The organism is Streptomyces sp. NPDC093071, from assembly GCF_044754545.1.
Taxonomy (GTDB): domain Bacteria; phylum Actinomycetota; class Actinomycetes; order Streptomycetales; family Streptomycetaceae; genus Streptomyces.
Genome location: NZ_JBIVPH010000002.1, coordinates 1,206,155 through 1,220,168, shown reverse-complemented (window position 1 = coordinate 1,220,168; position 14,014 = coordinate 1,206,155). Strand labels below are relative to the sequence as shown.

14 protein-coding genes and 2 pseudogenes are annotated in these 14,014 nt (G+C 71.6%); 13 read left to right on the top strand and 3 right to left on the bottom strand.

The annotated features are described in order from the left end of the window. The first annotated feature begins 318 nt into the window (after positions 1 to 318). Genes ACIQD7_RS11010 through ACIQD7_RS11000 form a run of 3 tightly spaced genes read left to right on the top strand, consistent with a single transcriptional unit; the run spans position 319 to position 3,855 of the window. Positions 319 to 1,443 carry an aryl-sulfate sulfotransferase gene (locus ACIQD7_RS11010; protein WP_402441318.1) on the top strand — a complete coding sequence of 375 codons (1,125 nt, stop codon included), beginning with the start codon at positions 319 to 321 and terminating at the stop codon, positions 1,441 to 1,443. Then, a complete protein-coding gene (locus tag ACIQD7_RS11005) occupies positions 1,440 to 2,786 on the top strand; it encodes a uracil-xanthine permease family protein (RefSeq protein WP_402441317.1) in 1,347 nt (448 codons plus the stop codon). The genes ACIQD7_RS11010 and ACIQD7_RS11005 overlap by 4 nt, the downstream gene beginning before the upstream one ends. A 58-nt stretch (positions 2,787 to 2,844) precedes the next feature. Next, on the top strand, positions 2,845 to 3,855 hold the full coding sequence (locus tag ACIQD7_RS11000; protein WP_053649021.1) for a LacI family DNA-binding transcriptional regulator: 1,011 nt from the start codon (positions 2,845 to 2,847) through the stop codon (positions 3,853 to 3,855). Positions 3,856 to 4,084: 229 nt separating this feature from the next. Here ACIQD7_RS11000 and ACIQD7_RS10995 read toward each other — a convergent pair whose 3' ends face one another. Further along, positions 4,085 to 4,360: a hypothetical protein gene (locus ACIQD7_RS10995; RefSeq protein ID WP_402441402.1), complete on the bottom strand. Its 276-nt coding sequence runs from the start codon at positions 4,358 to 4,360 to the stop codon at positions 4,085 to 4,087. Positions 4,361 to 4,387: 27 nt separating this feature from the next. Between ACIQD7_RS10995 and ACIQD7_RS10990 the strand changes: the two are divergent. The 9 genes and pseudogenes from ACIQD7_RS10990 to ACIQD7_RS10950 all read left to right on the top strand — a co-directional run. After that, a pseudogene (locus ACIQD7_RS10990) lies at positions 4,388 to 5,007 on the top strand (carbohydrate ABC transporter permease); the annotation flags it as partial. A gap of 120 nt (positions 5,008 to 5,127) precedes the next feature. Continuing rightward, a pseudogene (locus tag ACIQD7_RS10985) lies at positions 5,128 to 5,607 on the top strand (alpha-amylase family glycosyl hydrolase); the annotation flags it as partial. A 4-nt stretch (positions 5,608 to 5,611) separates the two neighbouring features. Continuing rightward, the gene (locus ACIQD7_RS10980; RefSeq protein ID WP_402441316.1) at positions 5,612 to 6,493 is read left to right on the top strand and encodes a HipA family kinase; all 882 of its coding nucleotides are present in this window, start codon (positions 5,612 to 5,614) and stop codon (positions 6,491 to 6,493) included. Beyond that, positions 6,490 to 6,873, top strand: coding sequence for a DUF3037 domain-containing protein (locus ACIQD7_RS10975; RefSeq protein WP_030214460.1), 384 nt, complete (start codon positions 6,490 to 6,492; stop codon positions 6,871 to 6,873). Before ACIQD7_RS10980 ends, ACIQD7_RS10975 begins: the two co-directional genes overlap by 4 nt. A gap of 178 nt (positions 6,874 to 7,051) precedes the next feature. After that, positions 7,052 to 7,813: a 3-oxoacyl-ACP reductase FabG gene (fabG, locus tag ACIQD7_RS10970; protein WP_121831375.1), complete on the top strand. Its 762-nt coding sequence runs from the start codon at positions 7,052 to 7,054 to the stop codon at positions 7,811 to 7,813. A gap of 34 nt (positions 7,814 to 7,847) precedes the next feature. After that, positions 7,848 to 8,615 (top strand): SDR family oxidoreductase, encoded by a 768-nt coding sequence (locus tag ACIQD7_RS10965; protein WP_121831374.1) that lies wholly within the window; start codon positions 7,848 to 7,850, stop codon positions 8,613 to 8,615. A gap of 148 nt (positions 8,616 to 8,763) precedes the next feature. Next, positions 8,764 to 10,344 (top strand): ABC transporter substrate-binding protein, encoded by a 1,581-nt coding sequence (locus tag ACIQD7_RS10960; RefSeq protein ID WP_121831373.1) that lies wholly within the window; start codon positions 8,764 to 8,766, stop codon positions 10,342 to 10,344. Positions 10,345 to 10,458: 114 nt separating this feature from the next. Further along, positions 10,459 to 11,142, top strand: a complete 684-nt coding sequence (gene ung / locus ACIQD7_RS10955) for a uracil-DNA glycosylase (protein ID WP_402441315.1) — start codon at positions 10,459 to 10,461, stop codon at positions 11,140 to 11,142. A gap of 69 nt (positions 11,143 to 11,211) precedes the next feature. Next, on the top strand, positions 11,212 to 11,685 hold the full coding sequence (locus tag ACIQD7_RS10950) for a hypothetical protein (protein WP_121831386.1): 474 nt from the start codon (positions 11,212 to 11,214) through the stop codon (positions 11,683 to 11,685). A 31-nt stretch (positions 11,686 to 11,716) separates the two neighbouring features. Here ACIQD7_RS10950 and ACIQD7_RS10945 read toward each other — a convergent pair whose 3' ends face one another. Next, entirely contained in the window at positions 11,717 to 12,208 is a 492-nt protein-coding gene (locus ACIQD7_RS10945) for a hypothetical protein (protein WP_402441314.1), read from the bottom strand. Between the two features lie 157 nt (positions 12,209 to 12,365). Continuing rightward, positions 12,366 to 12,902, bottom strand: a complete 537-nt coding sequence (locus tag ACIQD7_RS10940) for a DinB family protein (protein WP_402441313.1) — start codon at positions 12,900 to 12,902, stop codon at positions 12,366 to 12,368. Positions 12,903 to 13,082: 180 nt separating this feature from the next. On the opposite strand from ACIQD7_RS10940, the gene ACIQD7_RS10935 reads away from it, so the two are divergent. After that, the gene (locus tag ACIQD7_RS10935) at positions 13,083 to 13,988 is read left to right on the top strand and encodes a Gfo/Idh/MocA family protein (protein WP_402441312.1); all 906 of its coding nucleotides are present in this window, start codon (positions 13,083 to 13,085) and stop codon (positions 13,986 to 13,988) included. The last annotated feature ends 26 nt before the right edge of the window (positions 13,989 to 14,014 follow it).

Sequence of the window (14,014 nt, the reverse complement as noted above, 5' to 3'; positions counted from 1 at the left end):
CGCCCGGCGCGCCCGTCTCCCCGGCCGTTCCCCGGCTCCCGCCGTCCGGCGCATCCGTACGCCCGCTCCTCCTCCGGCTCCCGCCGCCCGGCTCCCTCGCCTCCATGGTCGTCCCCGTCCCTCTCCGCCCGGCGGTTCCTGCCGCGATCTTCGCTGCTCCCGGCACCCTACGCGGCGGTCGTGACGGGATCCGGGCACGGTTTCGCACTCCCGACACACGCCCGTCACATGACGCCTCTAGTTTCAAAGCCAGTTGCTCCAGTCAAAGAAAGTTTGACGACGAGCCCCGCAGCCGACCCGGAACGCAGGAGCCCCGCCATGCCCGCGATCGACCAGAACTCCCGCCGCCGACGACCGACCGGTCTCCTCGCCCTGGACGAGACCGCCGCCTACGCCGGCCACACCCTCTACGCCCCGCTCACCGGCACCGGCGAGGTGTACCTCGTCGACCTGCGCGGCGAGACCGTCCACCGGTGGGACCTGCCCTACCGCCCCGGCCGCCACGCCCGCCTCCTCGCCGACGGCACCCTCGCCTACAACGGCGTCCTGCCCGGCGAGGACGCCCTGTTCCCGATGTGGCACAAGTACCGGGGCGGCGTCATGCTCCACGCCGCCCCCGACGGCACGGTGCTGCGCGAGCACCGCGACCCCCTCCAGCACCACGACGCCCACCACCTCGACGACGGCCGGATCCTCTACACCGCCCTCGAACCCCTCCGGGGCGCCGACGCCGAGGCCGTACGCGGCGGAGTGCCCGGCTCCGAGGCCGGCGGCGACACCGTCTGGGCCGACACCATCCGCGAGGTCGGACCCGACGGCGAACTCCTCTGGTCCTGGCGCGCCTCGGAGCACCTCGACCGCGACGCGTACCCGCTGCACGAGGCGTACGCCCGCGAGCACTGGCCCCTGATCAACAGCGTCACCCCGCTCCGCGACGGCAACGTCCTCGCCAGCCTGCGCAGCGTCTCCGCCGTCGTCGTCATCAGCCGCGAGACCGGCGAGATCCTGTGGCGCAGCGCCCCCGGCACCACCAGCCAGCAGCACGCTCCGACCGAACTCGACGACGGCCGGTTCCTCGTCTTCGACAACGGCGTCTTCCGGCCGCACCACGACGTCCCGTACTCCCGCGTCGTCGAGATCGACCGCGAGACCGGCGCGATCGCGTGGGAGTACCACGACCCGGCCCGCGAGTTCTTCTTCGCCCCGTTCATGGGCTCCGCGCAGCGCCTCCCCAACGGCAACACCCTCGTCACCGACTCCCCGTCCGGCCGGCTCTTCGAGGTGACGAAGGACGGCTACCTGTGCTGGGAGTACGTCGTCCCGCACTTCGCCGGATACCGCGAGAGCGAGGTCCGGGGCCTCTTCCCGTCCGAGCCCAACGCCGTCTTCCGCGCCTACCGTTACGCGGCCGCCGACATCCCGTGGCTGGGGGCCGGCGCGTGAACCCGACCACCGCTCCCGCTCCGGCCGCCGAGTCCGGCACCGCCCCGGTCGACGCCCGCGTCCCGGCGCGCCGGCTCCTGCCGCTCGCCGCGCAGCACGTCCTCGCGATGATCGCCGCGCCCGTCTCCACCGTCTTCCTCACCGCGGGCACCCTGCGCCTCGCGCCCGGCACGACGGCCTCGCTGCTCAGCGCCGTCCTGATCCTGTGCGGGGCGGGCGCCCTGCTCCAGTCCCTCGGCGTGTGGCGGATCGGCGCCCGGCTGCCGTTCGTCATGCTGCCCGGCGGCGCCGCCACCGCCCTCTTCCTCCAGATCGCCCAGGACCACGGCACGCCCACCGCCGCCGGTTCCGTCCTCCTCGCGGCGGCGCTGCTCATCGCCGTGCTCCCGCTCTACGCGCGCGTGGTCCGGCTCTTCCCGCCGCTCGTCATGGGCGTCACCGTGCTGCTCATCGGCATCGCGATGATCCGGGTCGCCGCCCGGCTCGTGACCGGACCCGACGGCGAGGGCGAACCTCGCGCCGTGCTCCTCGCGGGCCTCACCGTCGCCGCCACCGTCGGCGCGTACGTCCTGCTGCGCGGGGTCTGGCGGCAGACCGCGATCCTCACCGGCATGGCGGCCGGCGTCCTGCTCGCCGTCGTCACCGGCCTCGGCACCTTCGCGCCCGCGCCCGGCAGCGGCTTCTCGCTCCCCGCCCCCCTGCCGTACGGCACCCCGGTGTTCGACGTCCTGGCCGCCCTCCCGCTGCTGGTCTTCAGCCTCACCACCCTGGCCGAGATCACCGGCCAGACCGTGCTGAACAGCGAGACCGTCGGCCGGACCCCCGACCCCGGCAGGGACGTCCCCCGCGTCGCCCGCGCCGACGCGCTCGTCTCCCTCGTGGGCGGCCTCTTCGGCACGTCCCTGATGGTGACCAGCGCCGAGAACATCGGCATCGGCCGGCTCACCGGGGTCCGCAGCCGCTTCGTCACCGCGGGGGCCGGGGTGCTCCTGATCGGCGTCGGCCTGGCGACCCCGGTCTCCCGCGCCCTCGCCGGCATCCCGGAGGCGGTCGTGGGCGGCTCCTCGCTCGTCGTCTACGCGGTGATCGCCGTGATGGGCGTCGAGATGCTCCGCCGCGCCGAACTCTCCGGCACCGGCACGGGCACCATGGTCGCCGCCCTGGCCCTCGCGGCCGGTCTGCTGCCGCTCCTGACCCCGGGCCTGTACGACGGCTTCCCCGGCTGGGCCCGCACGATCCTGGGCAGCGGCGTCGTCGCCGGCACCCTGACCGCCGTCCTCCTGACCGCACTCCTCGGCCGGTTCGGCCGCCGGGACGGACCACATGACGACGTACGTCCGTGACGCAATCACGGCAAGAAACATGTAACTTCATGACTCCTTTTGCGCTAGAGTTGCGTTCGTGACGCGACGACTTGCTCTGGTAGCGAAAAAAGTGGGAGTCAGCGAGGCCACGGTCAGCCGAGTTCTCAACGGCAAGCCGGGGGTCTCGGAGGCCACCCGCCAGTCCGTGCTCAGCGCACTGGACGTCCTTGGCTACGAGCGCCCCACGCAGCTGCGCGGGGAGCGGGCCCGGCTGGTGGGCCTGGTCCTGCCGGAGCTGCAGAACCCCATCTTCCCGGCCTTCGCCGAGGTCATCGGCGGTTCGCTCGCGCAGCAGGGCCTCACGCCGGTGCTCTGCACGCAGACCAAGGGCGGGGTCTCGGAGGCCGATTACGTCGACCTCCTCCTCCAGCAGCAGGTCTCCGGGGTGATCTTCGCCGGAGGGCTCTTCGCGCAGGCCGACGCACCGCACGAGCACTACCGGCAGCTGGCGGAGCGCAACATCCCCGTCGTCCTCGTCAACGCGCCCATCGAGGAGCTCGACTTCCCGTGCGTCTCCTGTGACGACATCGCCGCGGTGGAGCAGGCCTGGCGCCACCTCTCCTCGCTGGGGCACGAGCGCATCGGCCTGGTCCTCGGCCCCGAGGACCACATCCCCTCGCGCCGGAAGCTGACCGCCGCGCGGACGGCCGCCGCGGCGGCGGGGACGGAGCTGGCGGAGGAGTTCGTGGAGCGCTCCATGTTCTCGCTCGAAGGGGGACAGGCCGCCGCGGGCCGGCTGTGGGACCGGGGCGTCACCGGGGTCATCTGCGCGAGCGACCCCCTGGCCCTGGGCGCCATCAGGGCCGCCCGCAGGCGCGGGCTCACCGTTCCCACCGACGTGTCCGTGCTCGGATTCGACGACTCGGCCTTCATGAACTGCACCGAGCCGCCGCTGTCGACGGTGCGGCAGCCGATCGAGGCCATGGGGCGGGCGGCCGTCGACCTCCTGTGCGCCCAGATCCAGGGGACGCAGGCGCACCCCGGCGAGCTGCTCTTCGAGCCGGAGCTCGTGGTGCGGGGCTCGACCGCTCCGCCCTCCACCGCCTGATCCGCACCGCTCGCCCACCGGCGCGCTCCCCGCGACGATCCCCAGGGCCAGACCTGACGGTCTGGCCCCTTTGTCGTGCCTGTTCGCCGTGCCTGTTCGCCGTGCCCGCCGCCCGCCCTCCTAACGGTCCAGTCGTGTCAGTCCTATGGGCGAAGACGTGGCCTGCTGGAAATCTGCCATTCAGTAATCACAAAAAACTTACTGAGTCACTCAAAAAACTTGCTGACACTCAAATATTCCGATTTGGACATGAAAGGTGTCGTAGTACCCGATGGTCCGGGAGTTCTTCCTCGTCTTCCGGAAGACCGAGGACGGCCGCACCACCTGGGTCGGCCTCGACAACCTGAACACGGTCGTCAACGGCCCGGCCCTCTGGCGGGCGCGGGGCAACACCGCCCTGTTCACCGTGCTCGCGCCGGTCCTCGGCTTCGCGGTGCCCCTCCTCGTCGCGGTGGTCGTCAACGAGTTCCACCACGGCCAGGGCTGCCTCCGGCTCCTCGTCCACCTGCCCGTCATGCTGCCGCCGGTCGCCTCGGTCCTCCTCTTCAACACCCTGTACCACGCCTTCCAGCTCGCCCTCGACGTCGCCGCCGCCTACTCCCTCTCCAAGCTGCGGCCCGTCTTCGGCAAGGCGATCCTCGGCATGATGCTCGCCACCCTGATGATCCCGGCGACCGTCCTCGTCGTCCCCGGTGCCTCACCGTGCTCGACGTGCCCGTCATCGAGCGCAACCTGCTCAACACGCCCTGGGCCATCTGGCTCCCGGCCGTCACCAACGCCTTCGACATCTTCCTGCCGAAGCGGTTCTTCGACTCCATCCCCAAGGAACTGCTCGACGCCGCCTCGATGGACGGGGCCTCGCCCCTGCGGATCCTGTGGTCGATCGTCCTGCCGATCTCCCGGCCCATCCTCGGCATCGTGTCGATCTTCGCGGTCGTCGGGGCGTGGAAGGACTTCCTCCGGCCCGTGCTCACCCTTCCCGACCCGTCCAAGCAGACGCTCGACGTCGGCATCTACTCGCTCTCCAACGGTGCCCCGGTGAACGTGCTGATCGCCGTGCTCGCCATCGCCTCCCTCCCCAGACTGCTGATCCTCCTGGCCTTCCAGCGGAACATCACGAGCGGTCTCACCGCCGGCGGCCTCAAGGGCTGAACAGGCCCGCACCCCCTCCCCGTCACGAGCCCGCACCCACAAGCCTTCGTTGCCGGCCCCTCCGCCGTCCCGCTGTCCGGGCCGGCGGTGAAGAACCACCCTGCCCGAAAGGACCGTCCCGTGGCGGCCCCTCATCCGCCCCGTACCGACGACTGGTGGCGCGACGCCGTCATCCACCAGGTCTACCCGCGCAGCTTCGCCGACGGCGACGGCACCGGGGACCTCGCGGGCGTCCGGGCGGGACCGCCCCATCTCGCCGAACTCGGTGCCGACGCCCTCTGGTTCACCCCCTGGCACGCCTCCCCGATGGTGGGCGGCGGCTACGACGTCGCCGACTACCGGGCCGTAGACCCGGCCTTCGGCACCCGCAACGAGGCCGAGAAGCTCATTGCCGAAGCCGCCGAAGCCACCGAAGCCGCCGAACCGGGCCTGCGCGTCATCGTCGACATCGTCCCCCACCACGTTTCCGACCAGCACGCCTGGTTCCGCGCGGCCCTCGCCGCCGGCCCCGGCAGCCCCGAACGGGAACGCTTCCACCTCCACCCCGGCCGGGTGGCCCGGAAATCCGGGCCGCCGGGCTCGTTCAGGCGGTTAACCTGGGGAAATGCTGACAGAAGTGACAGCGACCCGCTACGTCACGCCCCTGCGTGAAGGCGGCTCGCTCCCCGGGATCGTCGAGGCCGACGACCTCGGTACGTACGTCATGAAGTTCACCGGTGCGGGGCAGGGACGCAAGACCCTGGTCGCCGAGGTGATCTGCGGGCAGCTCGCCCGCCGGCTCGGACTGCGGGTGCCCGAGCTCGTCACCATCCAGCTCGACCCGGTCATCGGGCTCTCCGAGCCCGACCAGGAGGTGCAGGAACTGCTCAAGGCGAGCGGCGGGCTCAACCTGGGCATGGACTTCCTGCCCGGGTCGCTGGGCTTCGACCCGCTGGCGTACGAGGTGGACCCGGCGGAGGCGGGCCGGGTCGTCTGGTTCGACGCCGTGATCAACAACGTCGACCGGTCCTGGCGCAACCCGAACATGCTCGTCTGGCACGGCGACCTGTGGCTCATCGACCACGGCGCCACCATGATCTGGCACCACAACTGGAAGGGCGCCCAGGCGTCGGCCGCCAAGCCGTACGACGCCTCCGACCACGCGCTCGCCCCCTTCGCCCCCGACGTCGCCGCCGCGGCCGCCGAGCTCGCGCCGCTCGTCACGCGCGAGCTCCTCGACGAGGTCGCCGCCGACGTGCCCGACGAGTGGCTGGTGGACGAGCCCGGCTTCACGGGCCCGGACGAGGTGCGCGCCGCCTACGTCGAGGCGCTGCTGCCCCGCGCCGCCACCATCCACGAGCGGATCACGCTCGGACCGCGCACCGAGAACCGGCCCCAGCAGCCGCCCGGCTGGCTCGCCGAGCGCCTCGCGCCCCGGCCGCACCCCACCCAGGAGGCCACTCAGAAGGCCATCGAGAAGGCCATCGAGAAGGACGGCACCACGTGAGCGACCGTGACGTCTTCGAGTACGCGCTGCTGCGCGTGGTGCCGCGGGTCGAGCGCGGCGAGTGCTTCAACGCGGGCGTGGTCGTCTACTGCCGCGCCCGCTCCTTCGTGGCCGCCCGCACGCACCTGGACGAGGCCAAGCTGACGGTGCTCGACCCGGCGGCCGACGTGACCGGGGTGCGGGCGGCCCTCCGTGCCGTCGAGGGGGTCTGCCTCGGCGGGGACGCGGCCGGCCAGGCCGCGCGCGACGACGCGGGGCGCCGCTTCCGCTGGCTGATCGCGCCGCGCTCCACGGTCGTGCAGCCGGGGCCCGTGCACACGGGCCTCACCGCCGATCCCGAGGCCGAGGTGGAACGCCTGCTCGATCTCCTCGTGCGCTGAGCGTCCGCGCCCGGACGGAGCGTGACCAGGTGCACCCGGTGGGCCGTTGACACCGGGTGCCAGGGCTTCTAGCGTCTCGCCTGCGGACGATACTAAGCGGTCGCTCATGTGCGGGACGCAGGAGCGGGCGACGGTCCGGCCGCCACCAGGGACGATCCAAGGGCGAGGAGAACCAAGCATGTCCACCACCGAGCAGCGCGTAGCCGTCGTCACGGGTGCCGCACGGGGCATCGGCGCGGCCACCGCGCTCCGCCTCGCGGCCGAGGGCCGCGCCGTCGCCGTACTCGACCTCGACGAGGCGGCCTGCAAGGACACCGTCGAGAAGATCACCGCCGCGGGCGGCACCGCCCTCGCGGTCGGCTGCGACGTCTCCGACGGCGCCCAGGTGGAGGCCGCCGTCGCGCGCGTCGCCGCCGAGCTCGGGGCGCCGACGATCCTCGTCAACAACGCGGGCGTGCTCCGCGACAACCTGCTCTTCAAGATGTCCGAGTCGGACTGGGACCTCGTCGTGAACGTGCACCTGAAGGGTGCCTTCCTGATGGCGAAGGCCTGTCAGAAGCACATGGTGGACGCGGGCTTCGGCCGGATCGTCTCCCTCTCCTCCTCCTCGGCGCTCGGCAACCGCGGCCAGGCCAACTACTCCGCGGTCAAGGCCGGTCTCCAGGGCCTCACCAAGACCCTCGCCAAGGAGCTCGGCAAGTTCGGCATCACCGCCAACGCCGTCGCCCCGGGCTTCATCGTCACCGAGATGACCGCGCAGACCGCCGAGCGCGTCGGCATGGGCTTCGAGGACTTCCAGGCCGCGGCCGCCTCCATGATCCCGGTCCAGCGGGTCGGCCGCCCCGAGGACGTCGCCAACGCGATCGCGTTCTTCACGGGCGACGACGCCGGCTTCGTCTCCGGCCAGGTCATGTACGTGGCCGGCGGCCCGCTCAACTGACGACCGGCAGCCACAGGAGCAGGAGGAGACGGACATGAGCACCAAGGAGCAGCCGGAGCCGTCCGGCAAGGTCGCCCTGGTCACCGGGGCGAGCCGGGGCATCGGCTACGGCATCGCCGAGGCGCTGGTCGCCCGCGGCGACCGGGTCGTCATCACCGGACGCGGCGAGGAGGCCCTCAAGGAGGCCGTCGAGCGGCTCGGCGCCGACCGGGCGATCGGCGTCCCCGGCAAGGCCCACGACGAGGCCCACCAGGCCGCCGCCGTCGAGGCGGCGATGGACGGTTTCGGCCGGGTGGACTTCCTGATCAACAACGCCGGTACGAATCCGGTCTTCGGCCCCATCGCGGACCTGGACCTCAATGTGGCCCGCAAGGTCTTCGAGACCAATGTGGTCTCCGCGCTCGGCTTCGCCCAGCGGACCTGGCACGCCTGGCAGAAGCGGAACGGCGGGGCGATCGTGAACATCGCCTCGATCGCCGGCGTATCCGCCTCGCCCTTCATCGGGGCGTACGGAATCAGCAAGGCCGCGATGGTCAATCTGACCCTTCAGCTGGCGCACGAATTCGCGCCGGTCGTACGGGTCAATGCGATCGCCCCGGCCGTTGTCAAGACCAAATTCGCGCAGGCGCTCTACGAGGGCCGCGAGGCGGAGGCGGCCGCCTCCTATCCGCTCGGCCGGCTCGGCGAGCCGGAGGACATCGGCGGGGCCGCCGCCTTCCTCACCTCCTCCCAGTCGGAGTGGATCACCGGCCAGACGCTCGTGGTCGACGGCGGGATTTTCCTGAACGCCGGAGTCGGGTGACCGATAACCGGACACTTTCCGGAATTCGTGTCCGGATTGAGCCCGGTTCTGCATCGAATGCCTCAAGTGCCCCGTCGGGCTCGAACATTGACCTGACGGGGTGCTGCGGTATCGTCGGCCGACCCATGGCTGAACGAGGAGCGTGCACGTGTTCAACCGGACCAGTCTGCAGGCAGCTGCAGCCCTTGTGTCCATATCCCTGGTGACCGGATGCGGTGTCTTTTCGGACAGCGAATCCCCCGGGGATCAGAGGCTCGTGATCGGCACGACGAGTTCTCCCACCACGCTTGATCCAGCCGCGTCCTGGGACAATTCCTGGGAACTCTTCCGGAACGTCTTCCAGACTCTGGTGAGTTTCCCCACGGGCAGCACGACGCCGCAGTCGGACGCCGCCGACTGCAAGTTCACGGACACCGCCAGCCGGGTCTTCGAGTGCAAGCTCATTGACGGCCTCACGTTCTCCAACGGGCACAAGCTGGACGCCAAGGCCGTGCAGTACTCGATCGAGCGCATCCGCACGATCAACCACAAGGGCGGCCCCAACGGGATGCTCGGCTCCCTCGGCAAGATCGAGACCGTCGGCGACCGCACGATCGTCTTCCGCCTCAACAAGCCGGACGCCACCTTCCCCTTCGTCCTCGCCACCCCCGCCATGTCCATCGTGGACCCGGCCGACTACCCGGCCGACCGGCTCCGCTCCAAGGACGGCAAGGTCAGCGGCTCGGGGCCGTACGTCCTCGACGGGTACACCGAGGGCGAGACGGCGGAGCTGACGAAGAACCCGACCTACAAGGGCTTCGCGCACCTCAAGAACGGGGGGGTGACCATCAAGTACTTCAAGGAGTCCGAGGCGATGGTCGCGGCACTCCGGAAGAAGGAGATCGACGCCACCTACCGCGGCCTCACCGCCGAGGAGGTCATCTCCCTCCAGGACGACAAGCCCGAGAACAAGGGCCTCCAGCTCGTCGAGTCCACCGGCGCCGACATCCGCTACCTCGTCTTCAACACCCAGGACCCCTCGGTCGCCAAGCTCCCCGTCCGCAAGGCCATCGCCCAGCTCGTCGACCGCGACGAACTGGTCAACCGGGTCTACCAGGGCACCGCCGAACCCCTGTACTCCATGGTGCCCAAGGGCATCGCGACCCACACCACCAAGTTCTTCGACCGCTTCGGCACGCCGAGCGCCGAGAAGGCCACCAAGATCCTCCGCGAGGCCGGCATCGACGAGCCCGTCAAGCTGAGCTTCTGGTACACCACGGACCGCTACGGCTCCTCGACGGCCGCCGAGTTCGCCGAGCTCAAGCGGCAGCTGGAGGAGTCCGGGCTCTTCGAGGTCACCCTGAACGGCAAGCCCTGGACGGAGTTCCAGGCGGCCTACCAGAAGGGCGAGTACCCGGTCTTCGGCCGAGGCTGGTTCCCCGACTTCCCGGACCCGGACAACTTCGTCGCGCCCTTCGTGGGCAAGGAGAACGTCCTCGGCACGCCCTACCTGAGCCCCCGGATCACCGACGAGCTCCTCCCGAAGTCCCGCCGCCAGAGCGACCGCGGGACCGTCACGGACGAGTTCGTGGCGGCCCAGGAGATCATGGTCCAGGACGTCCGCCTGCTGCCCCTGTGGCAGGGCAAGCTCTACATCGCGGCCCGCGAGGACATCGGCGGCGGCGAGCGCGCCCTCGACCCGCAGACGGTCATGCAGCTCTGGGAGCTGCACCGCCGGGCCAGCTGGTAGCGGACACGGAGGGACCGGGAGCGGACACGGTCCGAAGACCTGCGGGGGTCACTGTCAGTGGCCCCCGGTAGGTTCTGGGGCGTAGACAGGAACGTCCACCGGAGGTTGTTGACCGTGACCGACACCAACATGCTGCCCGAGTCCTGGCGGGGTGTCCTCGGCGAGGAGCTGCAGAAGCCGTACTTCGCCCAGCTCACCGAATTCGTCGAGGAGGAGCGCGCCAAGGGACCGGTCTTCCCCCCGAAGGACGAGGTGTTCGCCGCCCTCGACGCCACCCCGTACGACAAGGTGAAGGTCCTGATCCTCGGTCAGGACCCCTACCACGGCGAGGGCCAGGGCCACGGCCTCTGCTTCTCCGTCCGCCCCGGCGTGAAGACCCCGCCCTCCCTGCGGAACATCTACAAGGAGATGAACGCCGAGCTCGGCCTGTCGATCCCGGACAACGGCTATCTGATGCCGTGGGCCGAGCAGGGCGTCCTCCTGCTCAACGCGGTGCTGACCGTCCGCTCCGGCGAGGCGAACTCGCACAAGGGCAAGGGCTGGGAGAAGTTCACGGACGCGGTGATCACCGCCGTCGCCTCGCGCCCCGACCCGGCCGTCTTCGTCCTGTGGGGCAACTACGCGCAGAAGAAGCTGCCCCTCATCGACGAGGAGCGGCACGTCGTGGTGAAGGGCGCCCACCCCTCGCCCCTGTCGGCGAAGAAGTTCTTCGGTTCGCATCCCTTCACACAGATCAACGAGGCCGTGGCGGCCCAGGGCCACGAGCCGATCGACTGGCGCATCCCGGACCTCGGCTGAGCCTCGGCCCGATCCGGGCCGGGTACGGCTAGCGTCGGCCCTCCCAGTGGTGATCTTGTGGAGGTCGCGGTGACCGAGCAGCAGCAGGTGTCGGACGACGGGGTCATGACCAGGATCGGGCAGGCCCTGATGCTGCTCCACGGCGGCGACCGCGAGGAGGCCCGCAACCGCTTCGGGCTGCTCTGGCAGCAGATCGGCCCGGACGGGGACCCCCTGCACCGCTGCACCCTCGCGCACTACATGGCGGACGCCCAGGACGACCCCGACACCGAGCTGGCCTGGGACCTGCGGGCGCTGAGCGCGGCCGAGGACCTCACGGACGAGCGGCTCGCCGCGCACGACGCCTCGGCCGCGGTCCGGGCGCTGTACCCCTCGCTCCACCTCAACCTGGCCGCCGACTACGCGGGCCTCCACCGGCCCGACGCCGCGCGCGCCCATCTCGACCGGGCCCGCGCGGCGTCGGCCCACCTGGACGACGACGGCTACGGGAACGGGGTGCGGGCCGCGATCGAGCGCCTGGAGCTGCGGCTGCGGGGGCGGTGACGGAGGGCCGGCCCGGACGGGCGTCCCCGGTTCACCGGCCGTACGGCTCCGGACAGATCCCCGACCGGTCGCCGCCGGGGCCCAGCGCCCCGTACCGCTCGCCCAGCGCGCAGACGTCGGCCCGGGAGAGCGGCGGGTCCCCCGGCAGGTCCGTCGCCGGCCGGAGCGGTCCGGCCGACGCGGACGGCCCGGCGGGCGCGGACGGACCGGGCGGGTCCGGTACGAACAGGCCCGGCCGTGCCGCCGGGCGCGGACGTGCGCGCGGGGGCGGTACGACGCCGGGGCGCGGGGCCTCCGGGAGCGCCGGGGCCGCCGCCCTCCGGCCCGGCCCGTCCGCGGGGGCCGCGCGGGGCGCGGCGGACGGCGGGGGAGCGGGCAGCGCCGCTTCGAGGGCCTCGCGGGCCGGGCCGTCGACGATCTGCGGCGCGACGTCCTTCCCGGGCCGTACGGGCTCCGCCGCCGGAGCGGGGACGGGCGCCGTCATCGGCGCGTCCACCGAGACGCAGCCGGTCAGGGCGGCCATCGCCGCCCCTAACAGGATCTTCGCTGTGGTTCGGGTTCCATGCACCCGCGCCACTCTGCTGCTCCGGCGGCGATCTTCGCGCCCCTACCGGCGGGGAATGCCCCGCACGGGTGAGCCGGCGCGTGCCCGCTCTTGACCCCGGGGCCGGCCGGGCGGCTCAGTCGCCGGTCGCGCCGTCGATCCGCTCCCGGAGCAGGTCCGCGTGGCCGTTGTGACGGGCGTACTCCTCGATCATGTGGAGGTAGATCCAGCGGAGGTTGAACCTCGTCCCGCTGTGGTGCTTGCCGGAGTCCAGGTCGTCGAGGCCGCGGGTCGCCGCCAGGGCGCGGGCGTGGGCGATCTCGGCCTGCCAGGTGGCGAAGGCCTCCTCGTAGGTGTCCCCCTCCTTGGTGTGGATGTCCCCGTCGTGATCCTCCTCCGACGAGTAGATCCAGTCGGCCTCCTCGCCCGCCAGGGTGCGGCGGAACCAGCCGCGCTCGACCTGGGCCATGTGCCGGACGAGACCGAGCAGGTTGAGGTCCGACGGCGGGGCGGATGGGGTGCGCAGCTGGACGTCGTCGAGCCCCTCGCACTTCCTCGCGAGGGTCGCGCGGTGGAAGTCGAGCCACTGCTCCAGCGCTTCGCGCTCGCCCGAGGTGGTGGACGGGGAGACGCGCGGGGTGGTGTCGATCTGTTCGGTGGTCATGCCGGGCATCGTTCCCCATGGCCGCGGGGCGATGCCACCGGATTCGGCTCTGTTCGGATCGGGTTCGGTTTTCGGACCGGGGCCGCTCGCGACGCTCTCCGCGCGGCGGCCCGACCGGTCCCGCGTAAGCTGACCGGCGCGAACGGCCCGTACCGGCGGGGCCGGCGAACGACGACAAGGGAGACTCCCGTGAAGGTTGGCTGCATCGGACTCGGCGACATCGCGCAGAAGGCCTACCTTCCCGTCCTGGCCACCCTCCCCGGGATCGAACTGCACCTGCAGACCCGCACCCCCGCCACCCTGGCGCGGGTCGCCGACACCCTGCACCTGCCCGCCGCCCGGCGTCACACCACCCTCGACGGGCTGCTCTCCGCCGGGCTCGACGCTGCCTTCGTACACGCGTCGACCGCCGCGCACGCCGAGATCGCCGAGCGGCTCGTCGAGGCCGGCGTCCCCACGTACGTCGACAAGCCGCTCGCCTACGAGTACGCCGACTCCGAGCGGATCGTGGAGCTCGCGGAGAAGCGCTCGGTCTCCCTCGCCGTCGGCTTCAACCGGCGCCTCGCCCCGAGCTACGCCCAGTGCCTGGACCACCCGCGCGACCTGATCCTGCTCCAGAAGAACCGGATCGGCCTGCCCGAGGACCCCCGCACGCTGGTCCTCGACGACTTCATCCACGTCGTCGACACCCTGCGCTTCCTGCTGCCCGGCGAGACCGAGCACATCGACGTGCGGGCCCGGGTCCGCGACGGGCTCATGCACCACGTGGTGCTCCAGCTCTCCGGCGACGGCTTCACCGCCATCGGCATGATGAACCGGATGAACGGCTCCACCGAGGAGATCCTGGAGGTCTCGGGCCGGGACGCCAAGCGGCAGGTCCTCAACCTCTCCGACGTCGTCGACCACAAGGGCCAGCCGACCGTCCGCCGGCGCGGCGACTGGGTGCCGGTGGCCCGGCAGCGCGGCATCGAGCAGGCGGTGCTCGCCTTCCTCGACGCGGTCCGCGAGGGCCGGGTGCTCAGCGCCCGCGACGCCCTCCTGACCCATGAGCTGTGCGAGCGCGTCGTACGGGAGTCCCTGACCCAGGCGTCCTGACGCACGGGGGCACCGGACCTCCGGCC